The 19,270-nt window shown below is 47.9% G+C and carries 21 protein-coding genes; 17 read left to right on the top strand and 4 right to left on the bottom strand.

Annotated features, from left to right (window positions below; all coding sequences use genetic code 11):
• Positions 1–35 precede the first annotated feature (35 nt).
• Genes ACWJJ5_RS00580 through ACWJJ5_RS00565 form a run of 4 tightly spaced genes read left to right on the top strand, consistent with a single transcriptional unit; the run spans position 36 to position 3,150 of the window.
• Positions 36–1,691 (top strand): hypothetical protein, encoded by a 1,656-nt coding sequence (locus ACWJJ5_RS00580; protein WP_454022107.1) that lies wholly within the window; start codon positions 36–38, stop codon positions 1,689–1,691.
• Positions 1,684–2,388: an ABC transporter ATP-binding protein gene (locus tag ACWJJ5_RS00575; protein WP_003151975.1), complete on the top strand. Its 705-nt coding sequence runs from the start codon at positions 1,684–1,686 to the stop codon at positions 2,386–2,388. Before ACWJJ5_RS00580 ends, ACWJJ5_RS00575 begins: the two co-directional genes overlap by 8 nt.
• The gene (locus tag ACWJJ5_RS00570; protein ID WP_176283514.1) at positions 2,385–2,912 is read left to right on the top strand and encodes a stage II sporulation protein M; all 528 of its coding nucleotides are present in this window, start codon (positions 2,385–2,387) and stop codon (positions 2,910–2,912) included. The genes ACWJJ5_RS00575 and ACWJJ5_RS00570 overlap by 4 nt, the downstream gene beginning before the upstream one ends.
• A gap of 16 nt (positions 2,913–2,928) precedes the next feature.
• Complete coding sequence (locus ACWJJ5_RS00565; protein WP_003151978.1) at positions 2,929–3,150, top strand: DUF5970 family protein; 222 nt, start codon at positions 2,929–2,931, stop codon at positions 3,148–3,150.
• A 62-nt stretch (positions 3,151–3,212) separates the two neighbouring features.
• Here ACWJJ5_RS00565 and guaC read toward each other — a convergent pair whose 3' ends face one another.
• Positions 3,213–4,193, bottom strand: a complete 981-nt coding sequence (gene guaC, locus ACWJJ5_RS00560; protein ID WP_031378398.1) for a GMP reductase — start codon at positions 4,191–4,193, stop codon at positions 3,213–3,215.
• Positions 4,194–4,410: 217 nt separating this feature from the next.
• Between guaC and ACWJJ5_RS00555 the strand changes: the two genes are divergently transcribed.
• Positions 4,411–4,554 (top strand): hypothetical protein, encoded by a 144-nt coding sequence (locus ACWJJ5_RS00555; RefSeq protein ID WP_003151982.1) that lies wholly within the window; start codon positions 4,411–4,413, stop codon positions 4,552–4,554.
• Between the two features lie 40 nt (positions 4,555–4,594).
• Here the strand turns inward: ACWJJ5_RS00555 and yumC are convergent, their stop codons facing one another.
• Positions 4,595–5,590, bottom strand: coding sequence for a ferredoxin--NADP reductase 2 (gene yumC / locus ACWJJ5_RS00550; protein WP_003151984.1), 996 nt, complete (start codon positions 5,588–5,590; stop codon positions 4,595–4,597).
• Positions 5,591–5,901: 311 nt separating this feature from the next.
• Here yumC and ACWJJ5_RS00545 point away from each other — a divergent pair, with 311 nt between their 5' ends.
• From ACWJJ5_RS00545 to ACWJJ5_RS00530, 4 genes are all read left to right on the top strand, one after another.
• Positions 5,902–7,122, top strand: coding sequence for an NAD(P)/FAD-dependent oxidoreductase (locus tag ACWJJ5_RS00545; RefSeq protein ID WP_012118337.1), 1,221 nt, complete (start codon positions 5,902–5,904; stop codon positions 7,120–7,122).
• A 173-nt stretch (positions 7,123–7,295) separates the two neighbouring features.
• Complete coding sequence (locus ACWJJ5_RS00540) at positions 7,296–7,421, top strand: YuiA family protein (protein ID WP_007408708.1); 126 nt, start codon at positions 7,296–7,298, stop codon at positions 7,419–7,421.
• A 68-nt stretch (positions 7,422–7,489) separates the two neighbouring features.
• Positions 7,490–7,810: a YuiB family protein gene (locus ACWJJ5_RS00535; RefSeq protein WP_003151989.1), complete on the top strand. Its 321-nt coding sequence runs from the start codon at positions 7,490–7,492 to the stop codon at positions 7,808–7,810.
• A gap of 100 nt (positions 7,811–7,910) precedes the next feature.
• Positions 7,911–8,552: a 3D domain-containing protein gene (locus ACWJJ5_RS00530; RefSeq protein ID WP_003151990.1), complete on the top strand. Its 642-nt coding sequence runs from the start codon at positions 7,911–7,913 to the stop codon at positions 8,550–8,552.
• A gap of 28 nt (positions 8,553–8,580) precedes the next feature.
• Here the strand turns inward: ACWJJ5_RS00530 and ACWJJ5_RS00525 are convergent, their stop codons facing one another.
• Positions 8,581–9,057: a divergent PAP2 family protein gene (locus ACWJJ5_RS00525; RefSeq protein ID WP_003151991.1), complete on the bottom strand. Its 477-nt coding sequence runs from the start codon at positions 9,055–9,057 to the stop codon at positions 8,581–8,583.
• A 147-nt stretch (positions 9,058–9,204) separates the two neighbouring features.
• Between ACWJJ5_RS00525 and ACWJJ5_RS00520 the strand changes: the two genes are divergently transcribed.
• Together ACWJJ5_RS00520 and ACWJJ5_RS00515 are read left to right on the top strand one after the other, a co-directional pair.
• Positions 9,205–10,695 (top strand): leucyl aminopeptidase, encoded by a 1,491-nt coding sequence (locus ACWJJ5_RS00520; RefSeq protein ID WP_003151992.1) that lies wholly within the window; start codon positions 9,205–9,207, stop codon positions 10,693–10,695.
• A gap of 132 nt (positions 10,696–10,827) precedes the next feature.
• Positions 10,828–12,156 carry a Na+/H+ antiporter NhaC family protein gene (locus ACWJJ5_RS00515; RefSeq protein ID WP_003151993.1) on the top strand — a complete coding sequence of 443 codons (1,329 nt, stop codon included), beginning with the start codon at positions 10,828–10,830 and terminating at the stop codon, positions 12,154–12,156.
• Between the two features lie 45 nt (positions 12,157–12,201).
• Here the strand turns inward: ACWJJ5_RS00515 and ACWJJ5_RS00510 are convergent, their stop codons facing one another.
• Positions 12,202–12,795 (bottom strand): biotin transporter BioY, encoded by a 594-nt coding sequence (locus ACWJJ5_RS00510; RefSeq protein WP_017419438.1) that lies wholly within the window; start codon positions 12,793–12,795, stop codon positions 12,202–12,204.
• A 99-nt stretch (positions 12,796–12,894) separates the two neighbouring features.
• Here ACWJJ5_RS00510 and ACWJJ5_RS00505 point away from each other — a divergent pair, with 99 nt between their 5' ends.
• The 6 genes from ACWJJ5_RS00505 (at position 12,895) to ACWJJ5_RS00480 (ending at position 19,269) form a co-directional block, all read left to right on the top strand.
• Complete coding sequence (locus ACWJJ5_RS00505; RefSeq protein ID WP_012118333.1) at positions 12,895–13,491, top strand: sulfite oxidase-like oxidoreductase; 597 nt, start codon at positions 12,895–12,897, stop codon at positions 13,489–13,491.
• Between the two features lie 175 nt (positions 13,492–13,666).
• Entirely contained in the window at positions 13,667–14,539 is an 873-nt protein-coding gene (locus ACWJJ5_RS00500) for an alpha/beta hydrolase (protein WP_454022106.1), read from the top strand.
• Positions 14,540–14,674: 135 nt separating this feature from the next.
• The gene (locus tag ACWJJ5_RS00495) at positions 14,675–15,460 is read left to right on the top strand and encodes a 2,3-dihydro-2,3-dihydroxybenzoate dehydrogenase (protein ID WP_077722775.1); all 786 of its coding nucleotides are present in this window, start codon (positions 14,675–14,677) and stop codon (positions 15,458–15,460) included.
• Between the two features lie 23 nt (positions 15,461–15,483).
• Positions 15,484–16,680: an isochorismate synthase DhbC gene (gene dhbC / locus ACWJJ5_RS00490; protein ID WP_454022105.1), complete on the top strand. Its 1,197-nt coding sequence runs from the start codon at positions 15,484–15,486 to the stop codon at positions 16,678–16,680.
• Positions 16,681–16,698: 18 nt separating this feature from the next.
• Positions 16,699–18,324, top strand: coding sequence for a (2,3-dihydroxybenzoyl)adenylate synthase (locus tag ACWJJ5_RS00485; protein WP_031378404.1), 1,626 nt, complete (start codon positions 16,699–16,701; stop codon positions 18,322–18,324).
• 18 nt (positions 18,325–18,342) lie between these two features.
• Positions 18,343–19,269 (top strand): isochorismatase, encoded by a 927-nt coding sequence (locus ACWJJ5_RS00480; protein WP_003152006.1) that lies wholly within the window; start codon positions 18,343–18,345, stop codon positions 19,267–19,269.
• Position 19,270 lies beyond the last annotated feature (1 nt).

The following is a 19,270-nucleotide window of genomic DNA, read 5'->3' as shown; positions in this document are numbered from 1 at the left end:
CCTCTCTCCCAAATACATATGTAAGGATTGAAAGTATGATAGTCAAACAAATTGCGGCTCTTATCAAATATAATACCCTGTCATCGTTTCGAAAAAGAAAGGAAGATTGGGGCATTCCTCAACTCAACAGCAAACTGCTGTCTGCCATTATTATTTCTCTGTTATGTTTATATCTCGTTTTCCTGGGATGCGGTGTTGTATTCGGGACAAAACTGATTCAGCTGCCCCTCAGCGCATGGGGGCAATTTGTTTTAATCGCCGTTTCACTTGAGCAGCTTTTTTGGGCTGCCGGCTTCTTTAAAGAACATCACAATGCCTTTCTGCTGGATACGCGCAAGGTCATTCATCAATTAAAAAAGGTGCGTTTTTTACAGCTGTTTTCTGTTTTTGCCGGCCAGGCGATCAAAAAAACCATTTTCGTATGGTATCTTTTTGTTTTTCCGGTCTTTTTGTTTTTATCAAGCGCAGGCATGACCGGGTCTGCGGCGATCATCGTATTTTTCTTGGGCTTCGTTTATTTTCTTCTCAATTTATTTTTATCTATGCTGTTTTCTTATGTTGTTTATCTTCTTACAAATATATGGAGCAAATTGTTTTACTTGAAAATCATGAAAGGCATTTTATTCAGCGTCAGCCTGCTGGTTCCGCTTGCAGTCGGGTATGCCGTTTATCTTCTCGTGTTTGGGGAGTATACCGCAAAGGATATTTCAAGCTTTACGGAGTCACCGGCTTTCCGGAACATCCTCATGAATACGCCGTATGTATGGTTAGCATTCCGCTCACATTCCGTGCTCGTTTTCGCTGCGGTGTTTGCGGCCGCCGTCCTTTTAACGGCGGGGATGTTTAAACTGTGGTCGGCCACGCTGAAGAAAATGGACCTTATTCCTTATATGTTTTTGACAAACGCTGATTTTGCGCCAAAGCTGAAATTATATAGAAATAACAAAATATTTCATGCCGTTTTTCAAAAGGATCTGCTGTTCTTATCGAGAATTGACGGGTTTTTTATCAGGAACTTCGGCAGTATGCTGTATTTGTTCATGCTGTTTTTAGGTTTTTGTATTCCGCTTCTATCGCATCACTTTATCGGGTATTCGGCAGCCGCCATCGTGTCTGCGGCGGTTATCATTGCGAACTTTTCGTATCAGCTCGTCGGAGATGCGCTCAAAACAGTATTATCAGTTGACGGGGAAATAAAAAATCAGCATCTGTTTCACCGGAATATCAAACATGCGTGGCAGCTGGTGTTTCCGAAAGTATGTATTTATAATCTCGCCGCTCTTATCTATTCGTTCATCATCACCATTTTGATTACGGTGTTTTTTCCGTCTTCCGCGGCGCTGACGATCTACTTGTTTATTGTGTTTTTATGTTCGGGTTTTTTATACAGTCTTGTCCAGATTTCAAGCACCGCCCTGTATCCTAAGAAAAACTGGGAGCATCTGTACGAAATTGGAGAAGCGGGGAAAGCAAAGACGTATAACAACTTATACAGTTCTTTCATTTTCATTGTGTCGCTTCAAATCGCTGCGATCACGTCCTATTTTATCTATAAAAAGCCGGAACTTGAAACGATGCTTATTCATTCTGCATCAGGTATTTTTGTCCTGTTCACACTATTAAACTATGGAGTCATGTTTCTGTTTCTTCGCAGAATCAATATGGCGGAAAGGTTAGCGAATAATGATTAAATTAGTGAATATACAAAAAAACTATAGTGAAAAACAGGTATTGAAAGATATTTCGTTTGAGGTGAAAAAAGGCTCAATCTATGCTTTGCTGGGGACTAATGGAGTCGGGAAAACAACGACTTTGAAAATCATTTCGGGCCTGCTTAAACCGACTTCAGGCCGCGTCATGATTGACGGCAAGGAACTGGATTCAGAAGAGGGGGGGCAAATATCGGCTGATATCGGTTTTGTGCCCGACCATGCCTTTTTGTATGATTATTTAACGGGAGTCGAATACTTGCGCTTTACAGCGGAGATGTTTCAAGTTCCGTCTCAGCGGACAAATGATTATATAAAGAATATGTTGGAGACGCTGAAGCTTTCTCAAGACGGAAATCAGCTGATTAAAACTTATTCACATGGAATGAAACAAAAATTATCAATTGCGGCAGCGCTCATTCATCAGCCAAAGATATTAATTCTTGATGAGCCGCTGACGGGCATTGATTTAATCAGCGGTAAAACGATACGGACGTTATTAAAGGAGTACGTCAAGCAGGGAAATACAGTCCTGTTATCGACTCACCTGCTGGAGCTGGCGCATTCGCTGTGCGATACGATCGGTATTATACATGAAGGCGTTTTTGCGGCGGAGTATCAGTCATCTGAGCATTCATTAGAAGAGATTGAAGAATTGGCTGAGCGTATCTATACATGATGAACCGCATGTTGCCGGCAATCAGAACGTCCGCCATTCCGTTAATCGCGTCAGTGCTGTTTTTTTCAGGCGGTGTGGTCGCTGCGTTTTTTTTCGATCACTTTGTTTCATCAGCGGCTTACAACGGCTCGTCAGGCGCGGTTGAACTGCTGAAAAATAATGCAATCGCTTGTCTGTTTTTAGCCGCGGGTTTTCTTACCTTTGGGTTGACCTCTATCTTTTATTTATTCACTAATGGGTTTATTTTAAGCGGCTCTATTATAGAAAATCTGCATAGCGGGGTTCCTTTTTATCAGATTTTTTTACTGCTAATTCCTCATGGTATATTTGAAGTTCCCGCGTTATTATTAAGTGGCGCCATTGGTTTTAAGGGCGTTGAATTGGTCATCAGGCTGTGTTTTTCTAAGGAAAAAAAGATAATGGCTTCAATGTTCAGGCATATTGGAATATTGGTGCTGCTTATTATTTGTCTGCTGATCGCCGCTGCCATTATTGAAGCTTACATCACACCAATTTTTAAGTAAAAGGGGCAGAAATCATATGAGAAGTAAATTATCATTAATCGGTGTGCCGATTGTTATGATTATCGGTTATATCATTTCTTTATCCTTTGAGTGGCTGTTTCCTGTTCTTACTTTTGGGGTTGCAGGACTATATCTCTTTATATTTGCTCCGGTGCAAAATAAATTCATTCGTTACATCTTTTTGTTTATTTTTGTGATTAATCTGTTAGCCAGTGCGGCTCTTTATTTCGGTATTTAATAAAAAAAATGACATTCATATTGAATGTCATTTTTTTTATCTTCGAGCGGCTCTGCTGCGTGTTAAAATCTGTCGCCGTTGAAAATAGAGTTTTTTACGATTACATAGTCGACATTACGGATGGCTTCGAGTGTATTGCCGCCTGCGTAAGAGATGGAAGATTGCAGATCCTGCTCCATTTCAACCAGCGTGTCCTGCAAAGACCCTTTATGTTCGACATGCATTTTTTTGCCCTCGACGTTTTTCTTTTCGCCTTTTTGAAATTCAGAAGCGGAGCCGAAATATTCTTTGTACAGCTTTCCGTCGATTTCAATTGTTTGTCCCGGTGATTCTTCGTGGCCGGCGAATAATGATCCGATCATGACCATAGACGCGCCGAATCGGATGGATTTCGCGATATCGCCGTGCGTGCGGATGCCGCCGTCAGCAATGATCGGTTTGCTCGCAGCTTTTGCGCACCAGCGAAGCGCGGCTAATTGCCACCCGCCGGTTCCGAAGCCGGTTTTAATTTTTGTGATGCAGACTTTCCCGGGGCCGATTCCCACTTTTGTCGCGTCAGCGCCCGCGCGTTCCAGCTCCCTTACGGCTTCAGGCGTCCCGACATTCCCTGCGATGACAAAGCTTTCCGGGACATGTTCTTTAATAAATTGAATCATGCTGATCACGGCATTGGAATGGCCGTGCGCGATATCAATGGTAATATAATCCGGCACCAGCTCCTGTTCTTTCAGCTCCCGGATAAATTCATAGTCATTTTCCTTCACGCCGACACTGATGGAAGAAATCAGTCCGCGCGCTTTCATATCCCGGACAAAAGCCAGGCGTTTTTCCGGCTCGAAGCGGTGCATGATATAAAAATACCCGTTTTCCGCGAGCCAGGCCGCGATGTTTTCATCTATAATCGTCTGCATGTTGGCCGGTACGACCGGAAGTTTAAACGTGTGTCCTCCCAACGTAACTGATGTATCACATTCAGATCGGCTTTCAACAATGCATTTTGCAGGAATCAGCTGAATATCTTCGTAATCAAATACATTTTCCATATATAACACCCCTAAAAGCGAATAATATAATTAAATAAAATTAAAATGTTCGTCTTTTTATAATGTACTTTGTTTTGTCAGGAATGTCAAATGATTTCATGCTGCCTCATATGCGGTCAGCTTGTCATCCATTTGCAGTTTGGTTATCATAGTAGTATTGGTTGTTGTAAGACATTTGTTACGATAGATAGATTTGCAGAAGAAGGGAGGGGCCGGTATGGAACAAAAACAGCCCGGGCACAGCCCGAAAGCCCAGAAAATTCAGGACCGGATTATTTTAGGCACGATTTGGGTCGTGTCAGCGCTTGTCATTGCGCTCGTTGTCGGAACCGTCATGAATTATATTTGGATGTTTAAATAAAAAAGAGTCTGTGCCGGTATGACACAGACTCTTTTTTATATTATTTTTCAAACATGCTTGTAGAATGCAGTGGCTGGACGCGCGCTTTCGGGTCCATGTAAGCCTTCGCGTTGTTCACGGCTGTCGGAGCTTCGCCGAAACCGCTGGCGATCAGCTTGACTTTGCCTTCATATGTGCAGATATCTCCGGCGGCAAAGAAGCCTTCAATATTCGTTTCCATCGTGCTTTTGACGACGATGGAATTTTTCTCGATGTCAAGGCCCCAGTTTTTAATCGGGCCGAGAGAAGAAACAAAGCCGTAGTTTACGATCAGGTCATCAATTTCAATGATTTCTTTACGGTCGCCTTTCACTTCTTCGAGAACGAGCTGTTCGATCCGGTCTTCACCGACAAGTTCAGCGGGAACAAACGGTGTCAGCACGTTGACTTTAGAATTATGCAGGTTTTCGACACTGTGCTCATGCGCGCGGAATTTATCACGGCGGTGGATGATGCTGACTTCTTTAGCAATCGGCTCAAGCATGAGCGCCCAGTCAACAGCGGAATCGCCGCCGCCCAGAACGGCAACGCGTCTGCCTGCGAATTGATTGAGGTCGTCAATGAAGTAGTGCAGGTTTTTGCCTTCATATTGTTCCGCTGATTCCAGCTCAAGCTTTCTCGGCTTAAATGCGCCGTTTCCCGCGGTGATAATGACCGTTTTTGAATAATGCGTTTCTGAATTCGTGACAAGCTTAAACACACCGTCCGCCTGTTTTTCAACAGATTCGACGGCCTGCTCTAAGCAGATGGTCTGATCGAACTTTGCCATTTGCTCTTTTAAGTTATTCACAAGTTCCTGGGCGCGGATTTTCGGGAATCCGGCTACATCATAAATATATTTTTCAGGGTACAGCGCGCTGAGCTGGCCGCCAAGCTGAGGCAGGCTCTCGATGATTTTGACGCTCGCCTGTCTCATTCCCCCGTAAAAAGCGGTAAACAGGCCGACCGGGCCGCCGCCGATGACCGTAATATCATAAACCTTTGAATCCTCTTGCATACCAAATTGCCTCCTAATTGAAAATTGTTATTAATTATAACATAGAATTTGAAAGGATGACGAGTGCCGAAAACCGCCCGGCCGCTTCATTCTTGAAAAAAATTGCGGCCGCCGCTAAGATGGGGACAAATTCCAATCTGTTTTTTCCTGAATGTTTTCCGATTCTTCCGGATAGTATGGTGATATGCAGACATGTGCGGTTTTCTAAAAAATTTTATATTTCATTTCATAAAATCCCGCCAATAAGCTGAAGCTAATACAAATGTTGATTTGATTATGCGTCTAACAGCAAAAAAAAGAAGGTGGATGTGATGGCATTGAATAAACCCAAAATCGTGGTTTTAGGTGCAGGTTATGGTGGATTAATGACAGTAACAAGGCTTCCGAAGCATATCGGGGCAAATGACGCCGACATTACTTTGGTCAATAAACACAATTATCATTATGAAACGACATGGATGCATGAAGCGAGCGCAGGAACGCTGCATCATGACCGCTGCAGATATCAAATAAAAGATGTAATCAATGAATCACGGGTTAAATTTGTGCAGGATACCGTAAAAGCGATAGATGTGCAAAATAAAAAGGTGACGCTTTCACAAGGGGACATCCCTTATGATTATCTCGTCATCGGGCTTGGCGCCGTCCCTGAAACATTCGGGATTAAAGGCTTAAAAGAATTCGCTTTTCCGATCGCGAATATTAATACGTCGCGCCAGCTGAAAGACCATATTGAGCTCCAATTTGCGACATACAATACGGAGGCCGAAAAACGCCCTGACCGCTTAACCATCGTTGTCGGCGGAGCGGGCTTTACGGGAATTGAATTTCTCGGTGAACTTGCGAACCGCAAGCCGGAGTTATGCAGATATTATGATATAGATGAAAGTCTCGTCCGGATCGTCTGTGTCGAGGCCGCCCCGACGGTTTTGCCGGGATTTGATCCGGAGCTTGTCGATTACGCCGTTCAATACCTTGAGAGCAAAGGCGTTGAATTTAAAATCGGCACCGCGGTTCAAGAATGCCGCGCAGACGGTGTCACAGTCGGCAAGAAAGATGAAGAGCCGGAAGAAATCAAATCGCAGACCGTTGTCTGGGCCGCGGGCGTGCGCGGACATCCGATCGTGGAGGAAGCGGGTTTTGAAAATATGCGCGGCCGTGTCAAGGTCAACCCTGATCTTCGGGCGCCGGGACATGATGACGTTTTTATTCTCGGCGACAGCTCGCTCTTTATCAATGAAGAGACGGAACGGCCGTACCCGCCGACTGCTCAGATCGCGATGCAGCAAGGAGAAACGGTCGCCAAAAATCTGGGCGGTTTGATTAAAGGAGGCCAGCTTGAAGAGTTCAAGCCTGACATTAAAGGAACGGTCGCCTCCCTCGGTGAGCATAACGCCGTCGGAGTCGTATACGGCAGGAAGCTCAAAGGAACGCCGGCGTCCTTTATGAAAAAGGTCATTGATAACCGCTCGCTCTTTATGATCGGCGGGCTGGGCCTGACGCTGAAAAAAGGGAAGTTTAAATTCTTCTGAAAACCCGCAGCCGCGGGTTTTCTCTTCTTTTAAAAAAGAGCGCTATAAAAAGCATGTAAAAGAAAAAAATGAATGTTTCCGCTTACATGAGTTGTTATGTTACATATTCTGACTTGTTGCTTGACAAGTAAATATGATATATTATCAGAAAATTAAGAAAAAGGGTGGTCCGCATGAAAACGACAGCAAAAAGCACGGCGGCGTGTCCGTTCTGCTCAGGTAAAGGGTATTTTCAATTGCTTCTTGGCGGCTCCGAAACATGTCCCTCCTGCCAGGGAAGCGGCAAAGAGAGACGCTGATTTTTCCAGACGTTGACTTTTTTACCGCCCCCGAGGTACACTGAAAGTGCTGTAGGGGGTGGATGTTTGTGATTAGTTTGCCGGTTGTCCTGATCTCAATCGTACTATTTTTTGTACTGTTTTTCGGCATAGGCTTTCTGTTGAACATGCTGCTTAGAATGTCGTGGATTATGGCTGTTGTCTATCCGATTGTATGCCTTTTCATTATCAGCAATAAAAAGATGATCAGTTACGTGCAGGCGCCGGGGGAATCCTTTCAAAGCCTGTTTCAGCGCATCATGTCATTAGCGGTTGCGGATGTCGTGATTTTGGCGGGCGGACTGGCGGGAGCCATCATGTCAGGCATTGCCATAAAGGCGCTCAGAAAAAGAGGATATCAAATGTTTTAAGCCGCTTTCTTATTCAAGAAAGCTTTTTTTGTGTCGCGGCGCTTTTTGTATAGCACCTCACCGAGTTGGGAACAATGACTCGGAGGAGAGTGATTTCAGATTGACGATAATCAGACGCGTATTCATGATCGTGCTCTTTTTGGGCGCATGCCATGCGACATACTTTTCCATAACCGGTGTTGAAGCAAAGGATCTGACAAATTGGATGACGGAACATCGCGGCGCCGTTTTGAAAAACATCGGCACTCCGTTTCAATCCTTACAGAATCAGCCGGAAAAGAAGGCATCAGGCAGGGTAAAGCCGCTGGAAGAAGCTTTTGACTGGGAACGCTATCCGTCACAAAAGGTGACGGCCACCGGTTATACCGCCGGAGCGGAATCTACCGGAAAATCTCCGGGTCATCCGCAGTACGGTATTACATATTCAGGCGTGAAGGTCAAACGCGATTTATATTCAACTGTTGCGGCCGATCCGTCTGTTTTCCCGATCGGGACGATTCTGTTTATACCGAATTACGGTTACGGGGTTGTCGCCGATACCGGCTCAAAAATTAAAGGCAGCCGCCTTGACCTCTACTTTGACACCGTCAAGGACGTCTATAACAATTGGGGCAAAAAAACACTTGAGGTCTACATTATTAAAAAAGGGAACGGCACAGTGACCGAGGACGAACTTGTAAAGCTGAACGAAACAAAGTCGCTGCAAGTGTTCAGAAATCAATACAAAACGGTAAAAGAATAAAAACGCTTCAGCATCCGCTGAAGCGTTTTTACATAAAGAAATAATCTAAAATCAATGTCAGCACAATACCGGTGACGCCGCCGAAGAACACTTCAATCGGCTGATGGCCGAGCAGCTCTTTCAATTTCTTCTGTTTTTCTTTCTCTTCCGCTTTCTGAAAGTCCTTCGCTTCGCTGACAAACCGATTAAAGTCGATGACCAGTTTATTAATGACTGTCGCCTGTTCACCCGCATGCCGCCTGACACCTGTAGCATCGAACATCGTAATGACGGCGAAAATCGCGGCGACTGCAAACAGGGGCGAGTCCAGTCCCTGTTCCAAAGCGATTCCGGTTGACAGCGCGGTGACGGCGGCGGAATGGGAGCTCGGCATGCCGCCGGTGCTCGTCACAAGAGACCAGTCAAGTTTTTTGGATACGATAAATTGAATAGGCACTTTTACAACTTGGGCAAAAATAATGGCGGCAAAACTCGCCAGTAAAGGAAAATTCATAAGTACATCCATATGCGACATCCTTTCTGTATCTGCTGATTCCGATCGTATCGAAAAACTGCAGAAAACGCCCTTAGTTTGGTAAAATAAAATCAATGAAAAATGTTTTTTCATTATACCACTTTACATAACAAATACCCACATAAGGAGTGTGTACTCATGTTTTATGCATCTGATCAACTGCGGCATCCCGAAACACTGGTCATCGGTCTTTTTCAAAAAAGCACGCTGAACGGATTTACGAAGGAATTGGATGATAAATTGGACGGTCATCTGACCCAGCTGTTAAAGGATGGTGATGTGTCCGCCAAACGCAATCGTGTATCAAAAGTATACCCTCCGGCTGCGACCGGTATGAAACGTATTTATTTTATCGGCCTGGGAAGAGAAGCGGATTATTCGTTTGAAGATACGAAAGAATGCTTTGCACGAGTATTTCAGCAGATTCATCAAGATAAAAAACAGGAAGTATCCGTGTTGCTCGATACATTCGTCTCCGGGGAAGTGCCTGCCGCCGATGCCGCTCATGCGCTTTCGGAAAGCTGTCTGCTTGCGGTTTACGAAGTGCAGGATTATAAACATAAATCGAATGAGCCGGATCAGGAACTGAAATCAGTCTGCGCCGTGACCGAAGAAGACCTGAGGGAAGTGCAGGCCGGCCTGAACGTCGGCGCGGCATACGGCCAAGGGACGAATTCAGCCCGCACGCTTGTGAATATGCCGGGTAATATGCTGACGGCCACTGATTTGGCGTCATATGCCGCTGAGCTTGCGGCAAAATACGATTTCGAGTGTGAAATTTTAGAAAAAGATGAAATGGAAGAGCTCGGCATGGGCGGGCTGCTTGCTGTTAACAAAGGCTCATCCGAACCGCCGAAAATGATCGTTCTGAAGTATCAGGGCAAAGATCAGTGGGAAGACGTCATCGGCCTGGTCGGTAAAGGAATTACCTTTGATACGGGCGGATATTCAATTAAGCCGAAAACCGGCATCGTCGGCATGAAAAGCGATATGGGAGGGGCCGCCTCGGTATTGGGCGCAATGGAAATTATCGGCGAACTCCGGCCTGAACAAAACGTGCTCGCCGTCATACCGTCTACGGACAACATGATTTCGTCCGATGCTATGAAGCCTGATGACGTCATCGTCTCGCTCAGCGGAAAAACCATTGAGATCCTGAACACCGATGCGGAAGGGCGTCTCGTGCTTGCCGACGGCATCACATACGCCAAGCAGCACGGAGCCTCTGTCCTTGTAGACGTCGCAACGTTAACGGGCGGTGTCATTGTCGCCTTAGGGAACGAAATGACGGGCGCCATGACCAATCACGCCGCGTTTTATGAACAAGTGGCGGAATCGGCGAAAGAATCCGGCGAGCCGATCTGGCAGCTTCCGATTACAGAAAAGGATAAAAAACGGGTGAGAAACAGTCAGATGGCTGATTTGAACAATTCCCCGGGAAGAGAAGGCCACGCGATTATGGCGGGGGCATTCCTTGGTGAATTCGCGGAAAACACGCCGTGGGTTCATCTCGATATTGCGGGAACCGCGACGGCGAATAAAGCGACATGCTTCGGCCCTGCCGGCGCAACAGGCGTCATGGCAAGGACGTTGGCTGTTTTGACTGAGCGGTTTACGCCCGAAAGATAACAGCATCCCGCTGCCTTGATGCAGCGGGTTTTTTGATTTCCAAAATCTTTAGTTGACTAAAGCGCAGAATGTATGTTAACTTTAATTATCTACTACATTAGCAAACTAAAGGATTTTTGGAGGGACTCATCAATGAATGCTGTTGTTGTCGCAGTATTGCTTATGCTCGTCTTAAGCCTGCTGCGTGTCAATATTATTATAGCTTTAATGATCGGCGCGCTTGCCGGCGGGCTGACCGGCGGCTTAGGCCTCGGAGAGACGGTGAAGGCTTTTACGGACGGTCTCGGCGGAAATGCCACCGTCGCGGTCAGCTACGCGCTGCTCGGAGCATTTGCCGCGGCGCTGACGAAGACGGGGCTTCCCGATGCAATGGTGGAAGCGTCTGTCAAACTAATCGGAAAAAAGGAAGATTCGCGGAAAAAAGCACTGTCAAAAGTGTTAATCGTACTGGTTATTTTAATCATATCCTGTTTCTCGCAAAACGTGGTGCCCGTTCACATTGCGTTTATTCCTGTATTGATTCCGCCGCTTTTAAAAATATTTAACGAACTTGAAATAGACCGCAGACTGATCGCGTGTGTGATGACATTCGGACTGACTGCGCCGTATATCGTTCTGCCTGTCGGATTCGGACAGATTTTCCAAGGGATGCTGAGAGATAATATGGCGTCAGCCGGTTTAAAGGTGCCGCTCAGTGATATCCCGTATGCTTTAATCATCCCGACGGCCGGGATGGTAGTCGGATTAATTTTATCCGTCATCGTCTTCCGGAAACCGAAGAAATATGAGACGAAGGAGATTGCCGGACTGTCGTCTTCTCCTTATACGAAAAAAAGCATTGCCATCGCCCTGATCTCCATTGCCGTGTCGCTTGCCGTTCAGCTCTATCTGTCACAAGTGCTCGGAGTGGAAGGTATGATCATGGGCGCGCTTGCCGGTTTGTTTACGCTGTTTATCAGCGGAGTCATGAAGCGCAATGAAGCGGATAAGCTGATCACGGACGGCATGATTCTGATGGCTTTTATCGGGTTTGTCATGCTTGTTGCGGCCGGTTTTTCAAATGTATTGAACAAAACGGGCGATGTGGCTTCCTTGGTCAAAGCATCAACAGGCTTTATCGGTCACAGTCAATCATTAGGCGCGCTCCTGATGCTGGTGGTCGGTTTATTAATCACGATGGGAATCGGATCATCATTTGCAACCGTACCCGTCATTACGACCATATTTGTCCCGCTGTGCGCTCAGCTCGGATTCAGCCCGATGGCGACGATCGCCGTAATCGGAGCGGCCGCCGCGGTCGGTGATGCGGGTTCTCCTGCAAGTGACAGTACGCTCGGGCCGACGTCAGGCCTCAGCGCTGACGGACAGCACCACCACATTTGGGATACGTGCGTACCGACATTTATTTTCTATAACATTCCGCTTGTGATATTCGGGTGGATTGCCGCGCTTGTTCTGTAAAAAAGGCTCCCGGAAAGGGGAGCCTTTTTGTATGCTGAGAACATCTTACGCCGGATTTCTGCTGAACCCCGTCGCTTTATGAATAGACCTGTATACGGCAGGCGCGATAGATGCCAATAACAGTGCTAAAATGATATCTTTTATGAAAAACCATATCATGTAAAACCAGGCCATTCCGTAGCTGATCGGAGCATGAAGCCATAATTTCAGCGCAATATACGTATAGGACGTGCCAATGATATAAATGACGGCGGTACCGATCAAAGAGGCCCATGCATAATGCAGGCGGCCGGGTTTTTTTGTTTTTTCCAGCAGCCATCCGGCTGCAAATGCCGCCGGAATGTAAGCGAGAATAAATCCGCCGCTCTTTCCGATAAACGGCGCAAAGCCTGCTGAGAATTGAGCGAAAACAGGCGCCCCCGCGAGTCCGGCCAATGCGTATACCGTCATTGCAATGGCTGCCCGTCTGGCGCCGAGAAGCATCGCGGCTAACAGACAAAAGAAAGGCTGCAGCGATAACGGAATTCCCGCAACTTGCAAAAAAGGAGCCATTGATGTAATGTTGGCGCCGACGGCCATCAGGGCGGCAAACATGCCGATAAGCGCCATATCGCCCGCGCGAAGGTTGCGTTGTTTCATTTGTTTTTCCCCCTTACACTTGTACCAGATTAGCGTAATCGAAGGGTGATTGATTGTCAACAAAGATTTAATACAGGTTTACTAAATGGAGGGAGCCATATGTTTTTCGGGAAAACGAAACAAACAAAACAGTCGGAACGGATTCCGCCAAATCAAAATGTCACAACGAAGTTTCCCGTGCTTCACGCCGGAAATGTTCCTTATTATGAAGATATGTCAAAATGGAATCTGCAAGTGTACGGGCTTGTTGACCGTCCTATGCTGTTAAGCTTTGAAGATATCAAAGCCTTTCCGGAAGCCGAAGTGAAAAATGATATTCATTGCGTCACGGGCTGGTCCCGTCTTGATAATATCTGGCAGGGAATACGCGCCAAAGACATCGCTGAGAAAGCGGGTGTGCACAAAGAAGCGGGATTCGTCATTCTGCACGCTGAAGAGGGCTGGACGGCCAACCTGCCGCTTTCTGATTTTACGCGGGAAACATCCCTGCTGGCATATGCGCATAACGGCGAGCCGTTAACGCCAGAGCACGGCTATCCGCTCAGAGGCGTTTTCCCCCATCTTTATTTCTGGAAAAGCGCAAAATGGCTGCGCGGCATTCAGTTCACAAAGGAAAACCACCCCGGCTTTTGGGAGAAAAACGGCTACCATATGAGGGGAGATCCATGGAAGAATGAGCGCTTTACATGGGATTAAGCCCCTATCCCTACATAGTTCTTAGGTACCTTATTGAAATAAGGTGCTTTTTTCATATCAAAAATCCATTGACTTTGTTTGGCAAAAAACCTATTATTTGAGGTGTCTTTTGATATTGAAAATCATTATCAATAAGGATAGATAAAGCAATTGCCACAAAGGGGTTGAACACATAATGGACGGAAAACAACAAATAAACCGGGGGTTCGCGCCGGCCGGCCGATACGCGGTTCCGGGCACAGAAGTAAGAGAAATGCGCTCAAAAGGAGGCCGTGAGTATCGTATCTTTGTCTCTTTTCCTCAGGAAGAACCGCCTGCATCCGGCTTCCCCGTCATATACCTGCTCGATGCGAATTCCGTGTTCGGCACAATGGCCGAAGCTTTGCGGGTACAAAGCCGACGGCCTGAAAAAACAGGCGTTGTTCCGGCGGTGATTGTCGGAATCGGCTACCCGACAGATCAGCCGTTTTCCGCCGAACGGCACAGTGATTTTACGATGCCGCTTTCTGAATCAGAATTGCCGGTGCATCCGCGCGGCGCGGCATGGCCCGAACAGGGAGGGGCGGAAGCGTTTCTGGAGTTTATAGAAGAAGAAGTAAAGCCCGCGATGGAGCGGGATTATCCGATCGACAGAGACAGGCAGACGATTTTCGGCCATTCGCTGGGCGGTCTTTTTGTGCTGCAAGTGCTTTTGACGAGGCCGGACATGTTCCAGACCTATGTTGCGGGAAGTCCGTCAATTCATTGGAACAAGCGTTTTATTCAGGAAAATGCGGAACGTTTGTCAGACCGGCTCTCTGTGGAAAATCTTCAAGTCAGCGTATTGCTGGCTGCGGGAGAAATTGAAAAAACACATAAAAGCAGAATCCCGGAGCACGCAGAGGCGCTGTACGCTTTATTATCCGGATTTGAAGATGATGGAGTCCGCGCTGAATACAGCGAGTTTGAAGGAGAGGGCCATATTTCTGTCCTGCCCGTTTTAATCAGCAGAGCCCTGCGTTTCTGCCTGAATCCGGGAGGGCCGCATACCCCGTATTCTCCCGCATGAGAAAAAACAGGCCCTTCGAACTAAATGCGGCTGATTCTAATTTTCTAATTGACTGCGTGTTTTGATTTGGATATGATTGTCTTGAATCATAATTGATAATGATAATCATTATCAATATAGAAAGGGAATGATAATATGGACGCATTGGGAATGAAAGGGAAAACGGCCGTTGTCACCGGCGCCGCTCAAGGCATCGGAGAAGCAACAGCGCTTGCCCTTGCTGAACAAGGCGTAAATGTGGCAGCTATAGATACAAATGAAGACCTGCTTCCCGGGCTTACTGACAGACTCCGGCAAAAAGGCGTGCAGGCGCAGGGGTTTGCCGCAGATGTATCTGACAGTGCGGCTGTCAATGATATCATCGCTGCCGTTGAACGTGACATGGGGCCTATTGAAATATTGGCGAACGTTGCGGGCGTGCTGCGGCCGGGTCCGGTGCAATCCCTCAGTGATGAAGATTGGGATCAAACATTTTCTGTTAATACGACCGGCGTATTTCATGTATCGCGGGCTGTCAGCCGGTACATGATGGAGCGTCAAAAAGGCGCCATCGTTACGGTCGGTTCGAATGCAGCCGGCGTTCCGCGTGCTTCCATGGCGGCTTATGCGGCGTCAAAAGCGGCTGCCGCCATGTTTACGAAATGCCTCGGACTGGAGCTTGCGGCCTATCATATCCGCTGCAACATCGTATCTCCCGGTTCAACGGAAACCGACATGCAGCGTGCGCTGTGGCGGGATGAAAACGGAGCACAGGACGTTATCAGAGGTTCGCTTGATACATATAAAACGGGAATTCCGCTTCAAAAGCTGGCAAAGCCTTCTGATATTGCAAATGCCGTTTTGTTTCTGGCCTCTGAACAGGCAAGCCATATCACGATGCATGATTTATGCGTGGATGGCGGCGCTACTTTAGGCGTTTGATGTAACGAGAAGGAGGGATAATCATGACAAATCAACATGTATTGACGGAAGTGTCTGCAAAAGAGGTGCTGGACGCTTACAAGCCCGGGGCGTTCTTTTTAGCTTCCCCGAAAAGGACGCTCCTTGCAGAAGGTGTGTTTGCAAAAGTGCCGGATGCAGACGCGGAGAATCAGCTGGACTCACTGCCTGAACGTGTGAGACAGACGCTTCTTGAGGCAAAGCAAGCCGGCATCAAACATCCGATTGCGGCCGGCGCCATTCCTTTTGACGGCAGAAAAGCTTCCCGGCTTTTTGTACCGAAGAATGTCCATACGGCAGGCCCGCTTTCGTTTGCGGAATCTTCCGCAGAAAAGCCGCAATCCAATACATATGACATCCGCCCTGTTCCGGAGCCTGAGGGCTTTATGAGCGGTGTGGAACAAGGCGTATTCAACATTACGGACGGCCCGCTCAGCAAAATCGTGCTGTCAAGGACACTTCATCTGACCGCTGAAAAGGATATCGACATTCCTCAGGCCGTCAAGCATTTGGCGCAGCACAACCCGCGCGGCTATACATTCGCTGCCGATGTGACGGGAACGTCAGAAACAAGAAAAACGCTTTTCGGCGCAAGTCCTGAACTGCTGCTGTCCAAAAACGGAACATCGATTCTGTCCAATCCGCTGGCAGGTTCCAGACCTCGCAGCACAGATCCCGCCGAGGATCAGAGAAGAGCGGAAGAACTGCTGCAATCAGCAAAAGATCTGCATGAACATGCCGTAGTCGTGGCCGCCGTGGCCGCCGCCCTTAAACCGTTCTGCCGTGTGCTTGATGTGCCGGAAAAACCGTCACTCATTAAAACTGAGGCGATGTGGCACCTGTCCACTGAGGTAAAGGGAGAGCTTAGTGATCCGTCAACGACATCACTTGAGCTGGCCATCGCCCTGCATCCGACGCCCGCGGTATGCGGAACACCGACGGATGCGGCGAGAGAAGCGATTCAGGATATTGAACCGTTTGACCGCAATTTCTATACGGGAATGGCGGGCTGGTGTGATGCTGAAGGCGACGGAGAATGGATTATCGCACTCCGCTGCGCCGAAGCGGAAACAAGGTCTCTCCGGCTCTTTGCGGGTGCCGGGATTGTCGCCGGATCAAAGCCGCAGGATGAATTGGACGAGACATCGGCGAAATTCCGCACTATGCTCCGGGCGATGGGGCTTTACCAAGATGAGTTGTAAAAAAGGAGGGAACGGATCGTGCTGACTGGATTTACGCCATGGCCGGAAGAATGGGCTGACAAATACCGAAAAGACGGCTGCTGGAAGGGTGAGACGTTCGGAGGAATGCTGAAAGAGCGTGCGGCTTTATACGGAAATCAAACTGCCGTGACGTGTAAAGATGTACATTGGACCTACAAAGAATTAGATGAAAGGGCCGATCGTTTAGCGGCGGGGCTGCATAAGCTCGGAATTCAAAAGGAAGACCGCGTTGTCGTGCAGCTGCCGAATATCGCTGAGTTTTTTGAAGTGATTTTCGCGCTGTTCCGCCTCGGAGCACTGCCCGTTTTCGCGCTGCCTTCTCATAGAAGCAGTGAGATTACGTATTTCTGCGAGTTTGCAGAGGCGAAAGCATACATCATTCCTGATACGCATTCAGGTTTTGATTACAGGGCGCTGGCCAGACAGGTGAAAGACAAACTTCCGGATTTGGCGCATGTCATTGTGGCCGGCGAAGCTGAAGAGTTTCAGGAACTGAGCAGCCTGCATAGAGAGCCTGTTCAGCTGGAAGAGGTAAGCCCGGCGGAAGTCGCCTTTTTACAGCTTTCAGGAGGCAGTACGGGGCTGTCCAAGCTTATTCCGCGAACACACGACGATTACATATACAGTTTGCGCCTCAGCGCGGAAATATGCGGCTTGGATCATCACAGCGTTTATTTGGCCGCTCTGCCGACAGCGCATAATTATCCGCTCAGCTCGCCGGGTGTGCTGGGAACTTTATATGCCGGAGGCCGGGTTGTTCTGTCACCGACGCCGAGTCCGGATGACTGCTTCCCGTTAATTGAAAAAGAACGTGTCACGATTACAGCGCTCGTCCCGCCGCTTGCGATGGTGTGGATGGACGCATCCGGTTCGCGAAGTGATGATTTATCAAGCCTTCAAGTGCTGCAGGTGGGAGGCGCCAAATTCAGTGCTGAGGCGGCCCGCCGCGTAAAGAGCGCTTTCGGATGCACCCTTCAGCAGGTTTTCGGAATGGCGGAAGGATTGGTGAATTATACGAGACTGGATGATCCTGAAGAGATCATTGTCAATACGCAAGGCAGACCGATGTCACCTTTTGATGAGGTAAGGGTTTTAGACGATGACGGGCGGGATGTCGCCCCCGGTGAAGCGGGACATTTGTTTACACGCGGCCCTTACACGATTCGCGGATATTATAAAGCGCCTGAACATAATGAAAGATCATTCACAGCCGACGGATTTTATCAGACCGGCGATATCGTCAAACTGACGGCGGACGGCTATATCATCGTCGAAGGACGTGCGAAAGATCAAATCAATCGGGGCGGTGAAAAAATAGCCGCTGAGGAGGTGGAAAATCACCTTCTTGCGCACCCTGCCGTTCATGATGCGGCCATGGTTTCAATGCCGGATGATTTCCTTGGAGAGCGATCCTGTGTGTTCGTCATCCCGAAAGGAGAAGCGCCGAAACCGGGAGAGCTGAAAGCATTTTTACGTGAGCGCGGATTGGCGGCATATAAAATCCCCGACCGGATTGAATTTATCGCTTCTTTCCCGAAAACCGGCGTCGGCAAGGTCAGTAAAAAGGATCTTCGCGAAACGATCGCCCAAAAAGTAAAGCCGGCTGAAATCAAACAATCTTAAAAAAAGGAAGTGTTTACATTGGCTATACCGTCTATTCCCGCATATGCGCTGCCGACAGCGTCAGATATGCCTGAAAATAAAGTATCGTGGACGCTGAATCCGAAACGCGCGGTGCTTCTGATCCATGACATGCAGAATTATTTCGTCGATGCTTTTGAGAAAGGGAAGGCTCCGATCACGGAGGCGGCTCAGAATATCAAAAAAATAAAAGAACAATGCAAAGCACTCGGCATTCCGGTGGTGTATACCGCGCAGCCGGGCAGCCAAGACCCGGCGGACCGCGCGCTGCTGACGGATTTTTGGGGGCCGGGGCTGAAAAGCGGGCCTTATGAAGAAAAGGTCATTCCGGAGCTTGCCCCGGATGATCAGGACATTGTCCTCACAAAGTGGAGATACAGCGCGTTTAAACGGACGAATCTCCTTGACATCATGCGTGAAAGCGGCAGAGACCAGCTCATGATTACGGGAATTTATGCACACATCGGCTGTCTCGTCACAGCCTGTGAAGCATTTATGGATGATATCCAAAGCTTCTTTATCGGAGACGCCGTTGCTGATTTTTCTTCAGAAAAACATAAGATGGCCATCGAATATGCGTCTCAGCGCTGCGCTTACACGGCTTTGACAAACGAAGTGCTGGAGCTGCTGGGCGGCGCGCCGGTTTCTGAAGGAGAAGGGAAGACTTCCGCCGTATTGACAAAAGACCGGGTGCGGGAACAAATTGCGGCGATTCTTCAAGAATCACCGTCTGATATTCCGGATCATGAAGACCTGCTGGACAGAGGCCTTGACTCCGTCAGAATCATGAGCCTTGTCGAACAATGGCGCCGTGACGGAGCTGAAGTGACGTTTGTGGAACTGGCGGAGAACCCGACGCTGGAAGAGTGGTGGAGACTTCTTTCTTCCCGATCTCAAAAAGTCTTGCCGAACGCAGATTATTTATAAA

It is taken from the genome of Bacillus sp. JK74 (assembly GCF_053663395.1).
This window is presented reverse-complemented; position numbering and strand designations above follow the sequence as displayed.